The organism is Pseudomonas sp. FG-3G (assembly GCF_901007645.1).
In the GTDB taxonomy this organism is placed as follows: domain Bacteria; phylum Pseudomonadota; class Gammaproteobacteria; order Pseudomonadales; family Pseudomonadaceae; genus Aquipseudomonas; species Aquipseudomonas rhizophila.
Window position 1 is genome coordinate 280,051 of sequence record NZ_CAAKGZ010000020.1, and the last position, 16,631, is coordinate 296,681.

At 54.1% G+C, this 16,631-nt stretch carries 15 protein-coding genes; 8 read left to right on the top strand and 7 right to left on the bottom strand.

The features are described 5' to 3' along the window. Window positions 1–12 precede the first annotated feature (12 nt). The 3 genes from glyA (at window position 13) to lipA (ending at window position 3,510) form a co-directional block, all read left to right on the top strand. Window positions 13–1,266 (top strand): serine hydroxymethyltransferase, encoded by a 1,254-nt coding sequence (gene glyA, locus PSEUDOMOFG3G_RS11010; RefSeq protein WP_139049931.1) that lies wholly within the window; start codon window positions 13–15, stop codon window positions 1,264–1,266. Window positions 1,267–1,371: 105 nt separating this feature from the next. Next, entirely contained in the window at window positions 1,372–2,493 is a 1,122-nt protein-coding gene (gene gcvT, locus PSEUDOMOFG3G_RS11015) for a glycine cleavage system aminomethyltransferase GcvT (RefSeq protein ID WP_139049932.1), read from the top strand. A gap of 30 nt (window positions 2,494–2,523) precedes the next feature. Continuing rightward, the gene (gene lipA, locus PSEUDOMOFG3G_RS11020) at window positions 2,524–3,510 is read left to right on the top strand and encodes a lipoyl synthase (RefSeq protein ID WP_139049933.1); all 987 of its coding nucleotides are present in this window, start codon (window positions 2,524–2,526) and stop codon (window positions 3,508–3,510) included. A gap of 92 nt (window positions 3,511–3,602) precedes the next feature. Here lipA and PSEUDOMOFG3G_RS11025 read toward each other — a convergent pair whose 3' ends face one another. Genes PSEUDOMOFG3G_RS11025 through PSEUDOMOFG3G_RS11040 form a run of 4 tightly spaced genes read right to left on the bottom strand, consistent with a single transcriptional unit; the run spans window position 3,603 to window position 7,355 of the window. After that, entirely contained in the window at window positions 3,603–4,223 is a 621-nt protein-coding gene (locus tag PSEUDOMOFG3G_RS11025) for a helix-turn-helix domain-containing protein (protein WP_139049934.1), read from the bottom strand. A gap of 18 nt (window positions 4,224–4,241) precedes the next feature. Next, window positions 4,242–4,910, bottom strand: a complete 669-nt coding sequence (locus tag PSEUDOMOFG3G_RS11030) for a type 1 glutamine amidotransferase (protein ID WP_139049935.1) — start codon at window positions 4,908–4,910, stop codon at window positions 4,242–4,244. 37 nt (window positions 4,911–4,947) lie between these two features. Beyond that, window positions 4,948–5,901, bottom strand: coding sequence for a carbon-nitrogen hydrolase family protein (locus PSEUDOMOFG3G_RS11035; RefSeq protein ID WP_171061358.1), 954 nt, complete (start codon window positions 5,899–5,901; stop codon window positions 4,948–4,950). Between the two features lie 56 nt (window positions 5,902–5,957). Continuing rightward, window positions 5,958–7,355, bottom strand: a complete 1,398-nt coding sequence (locus tag PSEUDOMOFG3G_RS11040; protein WP_218939003.1) for a glutamine synthetase family protein — start codon at window positions 7,353–7,355, stop codon at window positions 5,958–5,960. A gap of 244 nt (window positions 7,356–7,599) precedes the next feature. On the opposite strand from PSEUDOMOFG3G_RS11040, the gene PSEUDOMOFG3G_RS11045 reads away from it, so the two are divergent. Further along, window positions 7,600–8,115, top strand: a complete 516-nt coding sequence (locus tag PSEUDOMOFG3G_RS11045) for a DUF1097 domain-containing protein (RefSeq protein ID WP_139049937.1) — start codon at window positions 7,600–7,602, stop codon at window positions 8,113–8,115. 68 nt (window positions 8,116–8,183) lie between these two features. Continuing rightward, window positions 8,184–8,879 (top strand): cysteine hydrolase family protein, encoded by a 696-nt coding sequence (locus PSEUDOMOFG3G_RS11050; RefSeq protein WP_139049938.1) that lies wholly within the window; start codon window positions 8,184–8,186, stop codon window positions 8,877–8,879. Between the two features lie 310 nt (window positions 8,880–9,189). On the opposite strand, the gene PSEUDOMOFG3G_RS11055 is transcribed toward PSEUDOMOFG3G_RS11050, so the two are convergent. Further along, window positions 9,190–10,092, bottom strand: a complete 903-nt coding sequence (locus PSEUDOMOFG3G_RS11055; protein ID WP_139049939.1) for a LysR family transcriptional regulator — start codon at window positions 10,090–10,092, stop codon at window positions 9,190–9,192. Window positions 10,093–10,573: 481 nt separating this feature from the next. On the opposite strand from PSEUDOMOFG3G_RS11055, the gene PSEUDOMOFG3G_RS11060 reads away from it, so the two are divergent. From PSEUDOMOFG3G_RS11060 to PSEUDOMOFG3G_RS11070, 3 genes are all read left to right on the top strand, one after another. Then, a complete protein-coding gene (locus tag PSEUDOMOFG3G_RS11060; RefSeq protein WP_139049940.1) occupies window positions 10,574–11,668 on the top strand; it encodes an alkene reductase in 1,095 nt (364 codons plus the stop codon). Window positions 11,669–11,686: 18 nt separating this feature from the next. Continuing rightward, window positions 11,687–12,568, top strand: coding sequence for a DMT family transporter (locus tag PSEUDOMOFG3G_RS11065; protein WP_257220718.1), 882 nt, complete (start codon window positions 11,687–11,689; stop codon window positions 12,566–12,568). A 478-nt stretch (window positions 12,569–13,046) separates the two neighbouring features. Continuing rightward, window positions 13,047–14,303 carry an OprD family porin gene (locus PSEUDOMOFG3G_RS11070; protein ID WP_139049941.1) on the top strand — a complete coding sequence of 419 codons (1,257 nt, stop codon included), beginning with the start codon at window positions 13,047–13,049 and terminating at the stop codon, window positions 14,301–14,303. Window positions 14,304–14,496: 193 nt separating this feature from the next. Here the strand turns inward: PSEUDOMOFG3G_RS11070 and PSEUDOMOFG3G_RS11075 are convergent, their stop codons facing one another. Both PSEUDOMOFG3G_RS11075 and PSEUDOMOFG3G_RS11080 read right to left on the bottom strand, forming a co-directional pair. Further along, window positions 14,497–15,837 (bottom strand): OprD family porin, encoded by a 1,341-nt coding sequence (locus PSEUDOMOFG3G_RS11075; RefSeq protein ID WP_139049942.1) that lies wholly within the window; start codon window positions 15,835–15,837, stop codon window positions 14,497–14,499. Between the two features lie 130 nt (window positions 15,838–15,967). Beyond that, window positions 15,968–16,522 carry an OsmC family protein gene (locus PSEUDOMOFG3G_RS11080; protein WP_139049943.1) on the bottom strand — a complete coding sequence of 185 codons (555 nt, stop codon included), beginning with the start codon at window positions 16,520–16,522 and terminating at the stop codon, window positions 15,968–15,970. Between the last annotated feature and the right edge of the window lie 109 nt (window positions 16,523–16,631).

A 16,631-nucleotide genomic window follows, 5' to 3' on the forward strand; every position in this document is an offset into this window, starting at 1 on the left:
GGAAAGCTCACCATGTTCCATAAAAGTCTGACCCTGTCCGATTTCGACCCCGTGCTCGCTGAGGCCATTCATCGCGAAGCGAAGCGCCAGGAAGACCACATCGAATTGATCGCCTCGGAGAACTACGCAAGCCCGCAAGTGATGGAGGCTCAGGGGACCGAGTTGACCAACAAATACGCCGAGGGTTATCCCGGCAAGCGCTACTACGGCGGCTGTGAACATGTCGACGTGGTCGAGCAGTTGGCGATCGATCGAGCCAAGGCGCTATTCGGTGCCGGTTACGCCAACGTTCAGCCGCACTCCGGTTCGCAGGCCAATGCGGCGGTCTATCTGGCCTTGCTGCAAGCCGGCGATACGCTCCTGGGCATGAGTCTGGCTCACGGTGGTCACTTGACGCATGGGGCGAAGGTCAGTTCGTCCGGCAAGCTGTACAACGCTGTCCAGTATGGCATCGATGCTAATGGCCTGATCGACTATGACGAGGTAGAACGTCTAGCGGTCGAGCACAAGCCAAAAATGATCGTCGCGGGTTTCTCAGCCTATTCGAAAACCCTCGACTTTCCGCGTTTCCGCGCCATTGCCGACAAGGTTGGGGCGTACCTGTTCGTTGACATGGCGCACGTCGCCGGTCTGGTGGCTGCTGGCCTGTACCCGAACCCGGTGCCTTACGCCGACGTGGTCACCACTACCACGCACAAGACCCTGCGCGGTCCCCGCGGTGGACTGATTCTCGCCAAGGCCGACCCGGAGCTGGAAAAAAAACTCAACTCGGCGGTGTTTCCGGGCGGGCAAGGCGGGCCATTGATGCATGTTATTGCGGCCAAGGCTGTGTGCTTCAAGGAAGCATTGGCGCCGGGTTTCACGGACTACCAGTTGCAGGTCATTCGCAACGCACAAGCCATGGCTGACGTCTTCAAGCAGCGAGGTTACGACGTCGTGTCCGGCGGCACTGACAATCATCTGTTCCTGGTTAGCCTTATCCGCCAGGGGATTACCGGCAAAGACGCCGATGCCGCGTTGGGTCGTGCCCGTATCACCGTCAACAAAAATGCCGTTCCTAATGACCCGCAATCGCCTTTCGTGACGTCCGGTCTGCGCATCGGTACGCCCGCCGTCACCACGCGTGGCTTCAAGGTCGTTGAGTGCGTGGGGTTGGCCAACTGGATCTGCGACATCCTGGACAACCTTGGCGATGCTGATGTCGAGGCGCATGTCGCGCGGCAAGTGGCCGGGTTGTGCGCGTTGTTCCCGGTGTATCAGGCCTGATCACGGATCAGCATTCGAGACGCAGGCCTGCATTCCCTATTGGGATGGCCTGGCCGTGAGCTCACAGCCTCCTGACAGCCATTCCATTCATTCCAGGAGTCACCCATGTTCAACGAAGAATTGTTGCGTACGCCATTGCACGCTTTGCACCTGGAGCTGGGTGCACGCATGGTGCCCTTCGCGGGCTACGAGATGCCGGTGCAATACCCGTTGGGAGTGATGAAAGAACATCAACACACGCGCGCACAGGCAGGCCTGTTCGATGTATCGCACATGGGGCAGATACGTCTGCACGGAGCCTATGCCGCCCTGGCGCTGGAAGCCCTGGTGCCAGTGGATATCGTCGACCTGCCGGTGGGCATGCAACGTTATGCACTGTTCACCAATGAGGACGGCGGCATTCTCGATGACTTGATGGTGGCGAACGCCGGTGATCATTTGTTCCTGGTGGTAAATGCCGCCTGCAAGCATCAGGACCTTGCGCATCTAACCAAGCACTTGCAGGGCCATTGCGAGGTCGAGTCGCTGTTCGAAAGCCGCGCATTGCTCGCGCTTCAGGGGCCCCGCGCTGCCGATGTGCTGGCACGTCTGGCGCCTGATGTGAAAAGCATGACGTTCATGCAATTTGCGCAGATGCGCTTGCTTGGCATCGATTGCTATGTCAGTCGCTCGGGCTACACCGGCGAAGACGGTTACGAAATTTCCGTACCGGTCGAGCAGGCGACCACGTTGGCCCGTTCACTCCTGGCCGAGCCAGAAGTGAAGGCGATCGGCTTGGGGGCCCGGGATTCGTTGCGACTTGAAGCCGGCCTGTGTCTGTACGGCCATGATATGAATCCGGACATGACGCCCATCGAAGCCAGCCTGACCTGGGCCATTTCCAAAGCGCGACGCGCCGATGGTGTTCGTGCCGGCGGCTTCCTGGGTGCGGAACGTATCCTTGCCCAGCAACTCGATGGCGTGGCCAGCAAGCGAGTCGGGTTCCTGCCGAAAGATCGCACACCTGTACGTGAGGGGACGAAGATCATCAACGCACAGCAAGAATTGATCGGTCAAATCACCAGCGGTGGTTTCGGCCCCAGCTTTGGCGGGCCGGTCGCGATGGGCTATTTAGAGAGGGCCTACGCCGCCCTTGGCACGGAGGTGTTCGCGCTGGTGCGGGGTAAGCCTGTGGCTATGGAAGTCGTCAAAACGCCGTTTGTGGCGCAGCGTTACTACCGTGGTTAACACGGGTGCAATTTTCCTGGGAGCAGGGCAATGACAGACATGCAAAAGGTTGGTCTTCGGCCGGAGCCCTTGCAGGGTGGCGTCAAGCTGCGGGGCGCGGAGAAGGTCGCGCGTATTCCGGTAAAAATTCTTCCCACCGAAGACATCCCGCGCAAACCCGACTGGATTCGCGTACCGATCTCCACGTCGCCCGAAGTCGCGAGGATCAAGGCATTGCTGCGTAAGCACAAATTGCACAGCGTCTGTGAAGAAGCTTCTTGTCCAAACCTCGGCGAGTGCTTCAGTGGAGGCACTGCCACCTTCATGATCATGGGGGACATTTGTACCCGCCGTTGTCCGTTCTGCGATGTGGGGCACGGGCGCCCGAAGCCGCTGGATGGCGATGAACCACGCAACCTGGCGACTGCCATTGCGGATTTGCGGTTGAAGTATGTCGTGATCACTTCGGTGGATCGCGACGATCTGCGAGACGGCGGAGCAGGGCACTTTGTTGAATGCCTTCGCGAGATTCGAAAACTGTCACCGGGCGTGCAGCTCGAAACCCTGGTGCCCGATTACCGCGGACGTATGGACGTGGCCCTGGCAATCACCGAGCAGGAGCCGCCCGATGTGTTCAACCACAATCTGGAAACAGTACCGCGGCTATACAAGGCGGCCCGCCCAGGTTCGGATTTCGATTGGTCGCTGGACCTGCTGGACAACTTCAAGAAACGCGTACCTGGTGTGCCCACCAAGTCCGGCTTGATGCTCGGGCTGGGTGAGACGGATGAGGAGGTGATTGAAGTCATGCAGCGTATGCGTGAGCACGGTATCGACATGTTGACGTTGGGGCAGTACCTGCAACCTTCACGCAGCCATTTGCCCGTCCAGCGTTTCGTCCACCCGGATGTATTCGCCTGGTTTGCCGAGGAAGGGTTGCGCATGGGCTTCAGCAATGTCGCGTCGGGTCCATTGATGCGATCTTCCTACCATGCGGATCAACAAGTACTGGGCAACCGAATGGTTCAAGACGCGTAGCCCCAAACAAACAAGACGACCCTGAGGTCGCCTTGTTTGTCGGTCACGTGCTTGTTCGTAAGCAGCAAATACTCAAAATGGAGCGTATAGACTCAATGTTCAGCCGGACCCTTGAAAGGACGAATTGATAGGCAAATGGACAGGATTTCCGTCTCACCGTCAGCACCGGAGACAAACGCATGTCGCATGGTGCTATCGATATAACAGCTGTCGCCTACTTTCAATGTCAGCGGCGCATAGTGCTCGGTGTGGAAAATAAGCACACCCTTCAACACAAAAACGAATTCCTCCCCATCGTGCAGACTCCAGTCTTCCATCGGAGGTACTTCGTGGTTCCTGATCGTCATGCGCAAAGGCACCATGACTTTGGATTTCAGCGCCGCCGAATGCACGCGGTAATCGTAGAACGGCGTACTGAACAGCTCCGCTTCCTCAGCCTTGGTCGAGATGAGGCGTGCCATGCCGCCTTGAGGCTGGCTGGCCGACGCCCCATCCATGATGTCGACAAAGTTCATTTTCAGGCATCGAGCGATACTCAACAACGTATCAAAGCTGGGGCGTGACTGACCCTTTTCGATTTTCGAGATCGCCGCTATCGACACCCCGCTGCGCTGGCTGAGTTCTTCCAGTGTCCAGCCGCGCGCATTGCGCTGAGCCTTGATCTCGATGCCGAGCATGGGATCAGGTTTGGGTTTAATAGGGTTATTACTCAAGCTATCGTCTCCGTGAATTTAACCGAGGCAACGGGTCAGGACGTTTGAAATCAACGATTCAACCCTGGGCTGTACCTCTTTTACCTCGGCGACGGCAGTATAGAGAAATTGTCCGATATCAACATTGTTACGGAGCATGGACTCGAGATTTATCTCAACCCACGTTCTGATAGTCTCCTCATCGACCTCAGGATGAAACTGCATTCCGACGGTATTTCCCTTCTGAAAGCCCTGTATCACCTTACCTGCGCTGGCTAGCTTTTCTGCGCCTTCCGGGAGGGTGAAATTGTCCCCATGCCAGCGAAACCAAGGCCCTGCCCACGTTTGATCGACTGCGTCATCATTGAGAAGCCAGCCTGAATCGCGATATCCCATCGGTTTGACTTGAGCGCCATGCGCTGCTGCGAGCATCTGCCCGCCGAAACAAATACCCACGATGGGACGAGCGCGAGCGATGAGCTGTTTGGTGAATTCCAGTTCCGCCTCAATCCAAGGTATGTGCGTGTCATAAACGCCATTGGGGGAGCCCAATAGAACGAAAAGGTCCGCCGACTCTGGATCGATGTCATCAAAATTAATCGTCCTGGCATCGATCGTCTGCAATTCGAAACCATGCAGATCACGAAGGATTGGGCCAACCAATCCAATCCCGGTATCGGGGGAGTGTTGAAGAACAATGGCTTTCATATGTGGGCAGTCCAAAGATGTTGAATAGAAGGAGCTTTTATTTTTTTACAAACGAATCGTGGTTGTGGATCGCTTGTTGACGCGTTCGATCGATCGAGAAGCGGAATACGTCCTGCCGGGAGTAGTGGCCAGTGGGGTCGAAGTTGTGTCGCTCCTCGCGCACACGGCCTAGATCGGCATCGAAAGAAATGATCTGTTCCTTGCCATCCTCAGCCTGCGCGACAACCTGTCCGGAAGGGTCGACGATGCATGAGCCTCCGGTGAATATGACGTCCACGCCGTCAGCTTTGAGCGCGTCGTAAAACACAAAATCCTCGGGCACGTCCGTCAGCGAAAGGAGGCCGCTGGAGCTGACTACCCAAACTCTGCCTTCAGTGGCAATCAGTTGCCCCGCATTCTTGATCGCTGACGCGTTGCCTGGCCACACGCTGACGTGAATGTCCTCGCCTTGCGCATAGAGCGCAAAGCGAGCGAGCGGCATCCAGTTTTCCCAACAGTTGAGGCCGCCGACCTTGAACTCGCCAAAGTCGTGGCACTGCAATCCGTGACCATCGCCCGGTGCCCAGCAGAGACGTTCGTCGAACGTCGGGACCAACTTTCTGTGGATCCCCACTAGGCCCCGCTCGGGGTGAATGGCCACGAGCGTGCAGTAGATTGAGCCGCGGCCTTCTCGTACGCCGCGCTCGTTGATTCCCAGATAAACGCCAACGCCATAATCACGACTGGCCTCGACGATCAAATTGATTTCGTTGCCCGGAACTTCGACGGCCGCCTCTAGAAACTGCGAGTACGCACGTTTCTGAAGAGGGTCATCGAAGGCCGATCCATTGGTGCGACATATCCAGAACGGGTAGCCGCTCAGAAACGACTCCGAAAACACCAGGAGTTCGATACCCTGTTCGCTAGCTTCCTTGATCGCGTCAATGACGATCTGGCATGTCCTGGCTCGATTGAGCCAGGCAGGCCGTAACTGAGCTGCGCCAATTTTCATAGTTAACCTCCTGGTTCTTGAGTTCATGAGTACGCTTCTGAGCAGCGGTCGCTCAATTAGTACATTTCGAAGTATTCTGACTGTTCCCAATCGGTGACTGCGGAGAGGAAGCGGTTGGCTTCGAACTCCTTCAGCATCACCATGTAGTTGTGGAAAACAGGGCCCAGCTCTTCCTTGAGCACTTCGTTGTTCTTGAAGGCGACGATGGCTTCCATCAGACTCATTGGTAGCTGCGGACGGTCTGCCAGGTAGGCAGCCTTGACCGCTTCGCCTGGATTGAGCTTGTTCGCGATGCCGTTTCTGCCCGCAATGATCTGCGAGGCGATGTATAGGTACGGGTTCGCTGTTGGTTCGCCCACACGGTTTTCGATACGCGAAGCCTTGTCGCCAGGGCCGCCGATCGAACGCAGCATTGAGCCGCGGTTTTCGTGGGCCCAGGAAGCCTTGTTCGGGGCAAAACCGTCTGGCCGGTGGCGTTTGTAGCCGTTGACGGTCGGGGTGGTGAGCAGTGCGGTACCTGCAGCGTTTTTCAGCAGACCACCCATGTAGTGCATACCCAGCGGTGACAAGGGACCTTCGTTGTCCTCTCCTGCCATGAACACGTTGTTGCCATTGTTGTCCACGACGGACTGGTGCATGTGCCAGCCGCTTGGGAAAACGTTCTGTACCTTGGGAATCGCCATGAAGCTGGCATGCAAGCCATTGCGGCGACACAGTTGCTTGACCGCCGAGCGGAACAGCAGCGCAGCGTCGGCTGCTGCCATGGCGTCCATTGGCAAGAACGTCACTTCACACTGGCCAGGGCCCCACTCGTCTTCGAGGGTTGCCAGTGGCAGTCCGAGCTTCTGGACGTTCTCATGAATGAACGACAGCAGGCCTTCGACTTCGTCGCCGCGATTTTCCGTCAGGTACTGATAACCGTGCTGGATCATCATGACTTCCGGAGGCGTTGCCGGGTTGGCGCACGACTCTGGAGAAAGCTTTGGATCCAGCAGTTTGAAGACGTAGAACTCGAATTCCAGCCCCACAACCATGTTCAGGCCGTCGGCTTTCAGTTTTGCGATTTGGTCGCGGAGAATCTGGCGAGTCGAGAACGGGCAAGGGGCGCCATTCGACAGGTATGCATCGCTCAAGCACCAGCCGGTGTCCTTGACCCATGGAAGCACACGGAATGTGGTCGGGTCCGGTACCAGGATTCCATCGGGCAGACCGATCATCTCAGGTACGCCAAGCGCGTTCTCAGCGCCGAAAGGAGGGACGATCGGGTGGTTGGTCGTGTCAAAGATCGCTGTAACGAGCTGGAAGTCCTTGCCGCTATGCAGGGCGGTCTTGAATTCTTCGACGGTTATCGTTTTCCCGCGAACGATACCGTGTTGGTCACCCCATCCCAGACGAATAAAGCGTAATCCTTCTTCCTCAATACGCTGGAGGACACCAGCTGCGGCGCGTTCCATGTCCTCAGTCCAGAGGTTGTGACGTTTGATGAAGTGAGCTCTTTCGGTAGACATATCTGGCCTCATTTTTGTTGTGATGCAGCTTGGCTATGACGAATGCGCTTTACGGTTTTCGTCCCTTCGAATGTGAGGGGGACAGTTTCAGCATACAGCTATTTTTCTTTTGCGCGAGAAAAATTTTACTGATATGTTTCTTGTGCGTCCTGTTTTTCTCCTTTAAGAAAATAATAAGAGGGTAAAACGTATGAACTCTGTTCTCGCAACCGCAATCGGCGTCGGCGTCATGGGTGGCATAGCCACCTTCATGTTCCTAAGCATAGAAACCCTGCTTCTATGGGCTGCTTTTGTTGCTTGGGCGTGCTATTTCGCCTTGGGCGGTGATCGGCCCGCCATCTCACTCAACCTCACTTCAAACGCCTTTGGCGTCGTGGTCGCATGGATTGTTGCGTTGCTCGCACTTGCCAAGCCCTTTCCCGCGCTTCCGGCGCCTGTTTGGGTCGGCCTGCTCGTTGCACTCAGCGTCTTTCTCTACATCATGGCGTCGCGCATTTACATCTTCTCCTCAGTTCCGGCAGCGACGCTGGGGTATGCCACAACCTTCGCCTATATCAGCCAGACGCCTGGCGCTTTCGCTTATCCAGCGTTGCTGTCCGCCGGGTTTCACAACGTGCTGATAGTGGTCATCGTTTCGATGTCGATAGGGACAGCTTTCGCAGTGGCTTCCGCGAAGCTGTCAGCGGCTTTGACAGCCAAGGCATAACCGGAGAAATCGCCGCGGGTCCGCTTGGAGTGGGCCACGGCAACTCTGTGCAAACCGAGGAAATACTCATGTTCAAAGACTGGAAAACTGCACGTCGATCGATGTATTACGCGGGGGCGCCAGAACCCGATGATCCTGTGCTTGCTAAAGGCAAGGTGGCGCTACTGGTCATCGATGTCCAAAACACCTACCTGGAACGCCCGGACCCCGCATCGCTCGACAAAGTGGAGCGGGCCCGATTCGACGCTTGGACTCCGTTCCATCAGCGAATGCATGGAACCGTAATTCCGAACCTGGAACGATTGATTGGTGCTTTCCGCAGGGCGGATCTCGAAGTCCTGTTCGCGCGCATCGGCTGTCAGAAAGAAGATGGCGGCGATCGTTCGCTGAGCCAGAAAAAGCCTGGCTGGAACAACCTGCTGCTACCTGCGAACGAGCATGCCTCTCAGGTGATCGACCGTCTCGCCCCTGCATCGGACGAGATCGTCGTTCTGAAGACGACAGACAGCGCATTGACGGGTACCAACCTGCGACTGATCTTGCGCAACTTGGGCATCACCCATGTGGTGTGCGCGGGGCTGTTCACCGACCAGTGCGTGTCATCTACAGTGCGTAGCCTCGCCGACGAGAGCTTCGATGTCATTGTGATCGACGATGCCAGCGCGGCCGGCAGCATAGAGCTTCACAATAAGGAGTTGGAGATCCTCAACATGATCTACTGCAACGTAATGACAACCGATGAGCTGTTGGACTATCTCCCCTAGGGAAAAGCGGTGATCTAGGGGCATAATTTTTATTCGGGATGGAATCTATAGGATTTTGCTAGGGGCCAACGCACATGGTAAGTGCTGAGCCCCTTTTACTTCATGCAAGAGTTTTCCGAGTCGTTATTATTGTCTAGGGCTGGTTTCTAAGGATGTAGCGCTACGAGAGAACAGAAAAGCGCTTTAGAGGAAGTTCAATTGAGTCAATTATTGCCCCTTAACGATTCAGTGCTCTTGATTGATGACTCGGCGCAAATGATGCTTGGCCTCAGTCTCCGGAGCGCTATGAGGTTGGAGGCGTAGCGCACATCTAAGCGTGCCCCCTCGCCGCGGCTGGTAAATTCTTGACTAGAAAATCTGAAAATGAATATATCGATGATGAGCTTTTGATTCGCTCCCGGAAAATCAAATTCACGGGGAGCGGAGGAAGCTCATAGTCTTCCAGCAGTAGTTCCAATTGTCCGCGCCGTACATAGTCGGCTACTTGGTATAAGAATGCCCGAGTAATTCCGCAAGCATCGAGTGCTATGCTGACAGCGGCCTGGTTGCAAGTGACATCCATCCGGGCCGAAGGAGTGATTGTGAGTAACTGGTCACCGTTTTGAAATTGCCAAGTAGGGGGCAGTGCGCTGGCAGTGCAATTGATAATGTCGTTGTCACGAAGTTGCTCAGGGTGTGTTGGACGGGCATGCTTTTGAAAATAGGAAGGAGAGGCACACAAAACCTGTCTGGTTTCTCCAATTTTTATGGAATGACCGGCGTTCAATTCAAAGTGTCCAATCTTAATGCAAATATCGATGCCCTCGTTCAGCATGTCAGTCTCCCTGTCGACGAATAAGCACGAAAATCTTACGGCCGGGAACTGCTCTAGGTACTGCCTGACAAGCGGAGCAACAAACATCCCTCCAAATATCATCGGCGCTGATAATCTGATAAGACCGACTGGTGCAGTATGTTGTCCTGTGACTGCCGCTTCCGCGGACTTTATGCCATTCAGAATATGTCGACAATCAAGTAGGAACCGTTCGCCGGCTTCAGTTAAATTCATGCTACGACTATTCCGCGAGACGAGGGGTAGCCCTATCCGTTGCTCAAGCGCTGCTATTGTTCGCGTTACGCTCGGTGGTGAAATGCCTTCGCGCCGCGCTGCAGCCACAAAGCTTCCCTCATCCACTACCGATAGAAAAATCTCCATTTCTCGAAATCGATCCATTCGCTACCCCTAGAACTCGCAAATTCCTTCCGTGATCCTTTAGGACCAAGAGGACCCGCGCCATTGCGCATACAACATTTGATAGGTGCTTACCATGCGTTTTGAGAAGCAACCGGCTTCCTTGCGATTCTTCGACATGGACGATGAGGGGGGAATACGGTTTTCTTACAAAAGTGAATTTCAGCTGACGAAATGATTTAGAGGTTTAGCGCGATCAGATCATTGTTCTAAAAACAGCAATTAAATTAGCCAGGTTTTGACCTGTATACACGCGTGGGGCGACGGCATATTCACAAAGCATCACCCAAACATGCTGAACCTACAGAAGATTATTTCTTCGCGTCGCGTCGCTTTCACTGGAGATCAACTGAGCCTTCTAACGAAGGTGATCGCATCGTCGCTATCCTGCTGAGGGCTGGTAGTGACCGGTGAGGAGGCGTTGGCGCCGCTCAGCTCCTTATTGTTGTCTGAAGGAAAATTCATGAAGCCGCTTTTTGAACACGTAGTGCTTGGAGCGTTGAAGGCCTCTAATCGAATCATTATGGCTCCTCTGACCCGTGCTCGCGCGACACGCGAACACGTCCCGACCGAGATCATGGCCCAATATTACGCACAACGCGCATCAGCCGGACTCATCATTGGCGAAGCTACGGGCATCTCACGCCAAGGCGTTGGCTGGCCTTACGCACCGGGGATCTGGTCTGAGGAGCAAGTGAACGCCTGGAAGCCTGTCACACAGGCGGTGCATGACAAAGGTGGTCTGATCATCGCCCAGCTTTGGCATATGGGTCGCATGGCGCATTCCGCCGTCACCGGCCAACAACCCATTTCGTCAAGCGCGACCGTAATGCCAGGGGATGCCCACACCTATGACGGCAAGAAGCCTTTTGAGGTGGCCCGTCCCCTGACTCAGGAGGAGATTCCGGGTCTTATCGCTGATTATATCCGAGCGGCGAAGAATGCCATGGCTGCGGGTTTTGACGGAGTTCAGATACACGCGGCAAACGGCCAATTGATGGACCAGTTTTTACGCGACAATAGCAATATGCGCTCCGATGAATATGGCGGAAGCGTTGAAAATCGTGTGCGCCTATTAGAGCAGGTGACGCGAGCGGTGGCGGATGCCGTAGGTGCGAATCGCACAGCGGTTCGGCTATCCCCCAATGGCGAGAGCTATGGTGTGGACGACAGCGATCCCGTCCCTCTGTTTACGGCAGCTGCAAAGATGCTGAATGATATCGGTATCGCCTTTCTGGAGCTACGTGAACCTCCGCCGAACGGTACGTTTGGAGCGACCGACGTACCACGGCTTTCTCCATTGATCCGCGAGCATTTCAAAGGTCCGATCATCCTCAACAGCGACTATGACGTAACGCGAGCACAGGCCGACCTCCAGAGCGGTCTAGCCGATGCCATCAGCTTCGGACGTCCCTTCCTGGCCAATCCAGATCTAGTCGATCGGCTGCACAAAGGCGCGACCTTGAACGAGGACAATATGGATACCTATTACAGCCAGGGTGCTGAAGGTTATATCGACTACCCAACGCTTTCAGAAACTCAAACACCACTCCCGTAAACTTAAGGCGGCCTACGAATGAATGACAACCGCAAGGGCGCGATGGTGGGTGACAGAAGGGCCTGGATTCTACCAGCGTTAGTGAGTCTGTTCGCGTTCGCCGCCAATTCGCTGTTCTGCCGCTTGGCGCTAATTGACGGAGATATCGACCCTGAATCCTTTACTGCAATTCGCTTGTTAAGCGGTGCGATTTTTCTCCTGTTGCTACTTCGTATGAAGAGGCTGAGTAAAGCGGAGGGCGGGAGCTGGAAGGGTGGCGTGTTGTTGTTCATATACGCCTGGTTCTTCTCGATGGCCTACGTCGAACTCGGTGCCGGCATAGGCGCATTGATATTGTTTGGCACTGTGCAAATTACCATGGTCACGTATTCCTGGTGTAAAGGAGAGCGGGTCAGCTACAGCGTAATGGCGGGTATGCTAATCGCATTCAGTGGTTTGATCATTCTGCTCCTCCCGGGCTCGACTACGCCCGAATTCCATGACTCGATGATGATGGCAATTTCCGGGATCGCTTGGGGGGCTTATTCGCTTATTGGTCGTGGGGCCGTCAACCCAATTGCTGATACCTCAGGAAATTTTCTGAAAAGTTTGCCATTTCTGACTTGTCTGTTATGGGGTGTAGTGTCGGGAGAGGGCCCGCACATGAGTGGCGCTGGTTTGGTGTACGCCGTGGCATCGGGTGTATTAGCTTCCGGCGCCGGATATGCAATCTGGTATGGGGTTGTAAGGCGAATTTCCGGACACCACGCCGCCATACTTCAGCTGAGTGTTCCGATCATTGCGTCTCTCGGGGCCGTCATTTTTTTGGGTGAGTCTATTTCATCGCGCTTGTTGATTGCTACGATCGCAGTGTTAGGAGGAGTTGCACTATCTCTGGCTTCGTCTCGCAAAAAAACGTAGCGCTGCATTGGCAAAAATTTCCTTAACCGCTTCTGGAAAAATCAAACTTAGATTATCACGCTAAGTGATAGGTGGGTTGAGCGACTTTTTATGTTTGACTTAGAAGTGAAATGCAGACATGGTCAGCGCAGCTATCATTCACAATGATAAATCTAGCTCAAGGCAAAAAAAACCGCCTGGTAACAGGCGGAAAACCAAAGGATGGAGCACAGATCATACCGGCCTCTCAACTCGGCAACACCTGCTTTCCACGGATATAAATTTACCATGTAAATGGACCTATTTTTATTATTTGCATTGATATCCATAATTAAAGAATATTGCTGTACCAAGACCGTCATCAGTTGTATTTATCGGCTCGCAGCATATGCTGGCATTTCTAATGCCAGTCACGCCTGCATCAGTTGCCATCTATTCTGGGCAACCCTCACGTAAGTGTTCTGCCAATAATAATCCAAACGGTTTCTTGGGAGCATCTATGATTAATCGTAAAACTATCGCGTTGGCGTGTACGTTATTCTCAATCAACGCACCGATTGCATCCGCCAGTGAGCAGTCCGAGTCCAAAGGATTTGTCGAGGACAGCAACCTGAAATTGCTGTTGCGTAACGCCTACTTCAACCGTGATTACAAGAATCACGCCAACGACGCCAAAGTATGGGGTCAAGGCTTTATCAGTACGTTTCAGTCGGGCTTCACCCAAGGCACCATCGGGGTGGGGGTGGACGCTTTTGGTCTGCTTGGCGTCAAGCTCGACAGTGGTCGGGGTCGAAACTACAAAGCCTTTTTTGATACCGATAGTAATGGGCACCCGGTGGACGATCTGTCGGAAGCTGGCGCTGTTCTCAAACTGCGTATTTCCAACACTGTCCTGCGCTACGGTAACCAGTTCCCGTCGATGCCGGTGCTGGCGTATGACGACTCTCGTCTATTGCCCGAGGCGTTTACCGGTACGCTGATTACGAGCAAGGAAATCGAAGGACTGGAATTGAATGTCGGGCGATTTACCGCCGATAGCCCGTTGGGTGATTCAGCGCGGGATCCGAATCGTCTGAAGAGCATCGACGTGATCGGTGGCACTTACGGCGTCAGCGACGCTTTGAGTGTCGCGGTTTATCACTCCGACGTCGAGGACACCTACAGGAAGTACTATGGCAACGTGAACTATACGGTGCCGTTTTCCGAACTCCAAGCGTTGAACCTGGACTTCAACATCTATCGCACTGACTACGATAATGGCTCTCAAGCTGCGCGGGATTTTGGCGGCGATGGGGTAACCGACAGCAACACCATCTGGAGCCTGGCGGCCAAGTATAGCGTCGGGGCGCATTCCTTCATCGTTGCTCATCAGCGTAACAGCGGCGATGCAGGTTATGCCTATGACTATGGCGATGGCGGAAGCACTATCTATGTAGCAAACTCATACTACTCCGACTTCAACCTGAAGGACGAACGGTCCTGGCAATTAAGCTACGAGTTGGACTTCGCGGAATTCGGACTACCGGGACTCACCTACAAGACTGCTTATGTGCGCGGCAGCAACATTGATGCTGGCGGCGAGCAGGACGGCACCGAGCGTGAGTTCTTCAATCAGGTCAAATACGTTGTTCAGGACGGCACGTTGAAAGATATGTCATTCAAGTTGCGCAATTCGATCTACCGGGCAGACCGCGATGTCGGTCCCAACCTGAATGAAGTCCGTGCCTTTATCGAATACCCGTTGGACGTGCTTTAATCGATTGCGCCGTTCAGCCATTGCATTTCCGGGCATTGAGTAACTTGGAGATGTGTGGAAATGGCTACGGCACAAACCTTCGCACCGTTCTTAAATCGGTGCGAATGTCCAAGCAGATCCCGTCGAAAAAAAACAGCGCATTCAGGGTATGAATGCGCTGCGAGGTATCTCGAAAAGGCAGAAAGTTTTAAGGTTATAGTAGCGGGATGGAGTAACTGACGATCAGGCGGTTTTCATCCTGGGAGCGCGTGTTTGGCAGCTCAGTGCGCCAAGTGGCGTTTTTCCACATCAGGCCTAGGTTCTTAAAGGCGCCAGACTGAACAACATAACCAACGGTCAAATCCCGTTCCCACTCTGAGGCGTCATTAGCCGCTTTGCGACCTGCCGCATTCATGGTATCGATATTGTCTCCGCGTACGTAGACCACGCCAGCAGTCAAACCAGGCACGCCAACTTTAGCGAAATCATAGGAGTAGCGTGCTTGCCAGGAGCGCTCGCCGGCTCGGGCAAATTTCTGGATTTGCATGTCGCTGATGATGTATGCCGAAGAGCCATCGCCCTGATTCAGCCAAGGGAAGTCGCTACTGCCGTTACTGACTTGATAACCACCGCCGAAGGTATGACCGGCTACCGAGTACAAAAACAGGCCACTGTATAAATTGTTATCGACCTTACCCTTACCGCTGGGCGCGTGATAATTGCCAGTGGTGTAGTAAGTCGAGTCGTGACCATTGGCACCGTCATCGGAGCTGTTGAAGTAACGCATGTCGGACTTCAGAACACCCGAGCCGATTTCCCAGTTGTGAATCAACCCCACAAAATGCTGCTTGTAAAAATTGTCCAGGTTTCCGTAATAGTACTGGGCAGTCAGATCCTTTGTGATTTTGTAGTCACCGCCTGCGTAAATAAACTTGTTGCTGTCACGCCCCGATGCAGTGCGGCCATTAGCGCCCGCGATCGAAAATTCTTCGTTGTTACTCGAGTTACGACCCTTGACGTGCTCGATCTGACCGCCGACCAGCGTTAGGTCCTTGATGTCGTTCGAAGTGATCTGACCGCCCTGGAAGGTCTGCGGCAACAGGCGACCGTCGTTGGTCACGATGACTGGCAGCTTCGGCTGCAGGGTGCCTAGCCTCAATTCAGTCTGCGAGATTTTGGCTTTAGCGGTCAGGCCCAGGCTGGAAAAGTTATCAACTGCTTCGCCGTTGGACTTGCTTGGGAAAACTATACCGCCATAAGCGTTGTTGCTCGCACCGTTCGTACCGCCACCCGAATCAAGTCGTACGCCCAGCAGGCCTATTGCGTCTACGCCCAAACCGACCGTGCCCTGGGTATAACCGGAGGTAAAGCGCAGGTCGAAGCCTTGCCCCCACTCCTCATATTTACTCGGCCCGGTACCATCACGGAAGTCTTGGTTGATGTAGAAATTACGCAGCCCCAATGTAGCCTTACTGTCTTCGATAAAACTGGCGGCGCTTGCGTTCTGGGCGAGCACGACCGAGGCGACCGCTAGGGACAAAGTGGATCGATACATGTGGAGCACTCCATTTACTATTATTGTTTTGTGCACAGAGCAGAGCCGACACAGCGAAGGTCGGCTGCAAATTGAGAAGGATTAGTCAGGGGTTAAAAACGATAGCAATCATTGACTCAACTAATAGCTATTAGTCGGATATGACTTCCAGTATGGGAACCATACGGATGGCCTTTGAGAAGTTGGCCAGATTGACTGAGGTTTTGGTGGCTACGCGATGCAACTCTTCCACTTTCTCGGTCGATGCATCGGTATGAATGCGAACAACGAAGCTTACCTCGTCATAACCTGGATTGACGTTCTCATCCAACCCCAGAAATCCACGCAGGTCCAGTTCACCATCGGTTTCAATTTCGAGGCTGTGAATAGTGATCCCCATCACCGAAGCATTCACTGCATAGCCAACGGACAGACAGGCGTTCAACGCTGCCATCAGTAATTCTTGTGGGTTTGGCGCAGTATTTTCCCCCAACAGTTCCAGTGGCTCGTCGGCCGCAATTTCAAAGTGACGAGGGTGATCTTGACCACTCAGGTGATAGCGGCTCACAGTCGCCACGCTGCGGGTTTGATGCTGCCACTTGGTCTTTACGTTGAAGCGCGCATGACGTTTTGATACATCTTGCTTGATGCTTTGCGCAAAACCTTGCAGGGCAGGGACATTGATACCGTTGAGGAAGTTACTCATGTCTAAATCCTGTTTGAGTTGTGGGTGAAATAAAAACGACTTAATTGACGGGCGAGTTTCGTCCGGCAGTTAAATCTTGATCGCCTTCAGTTAAGGTTTTTTAATGCGG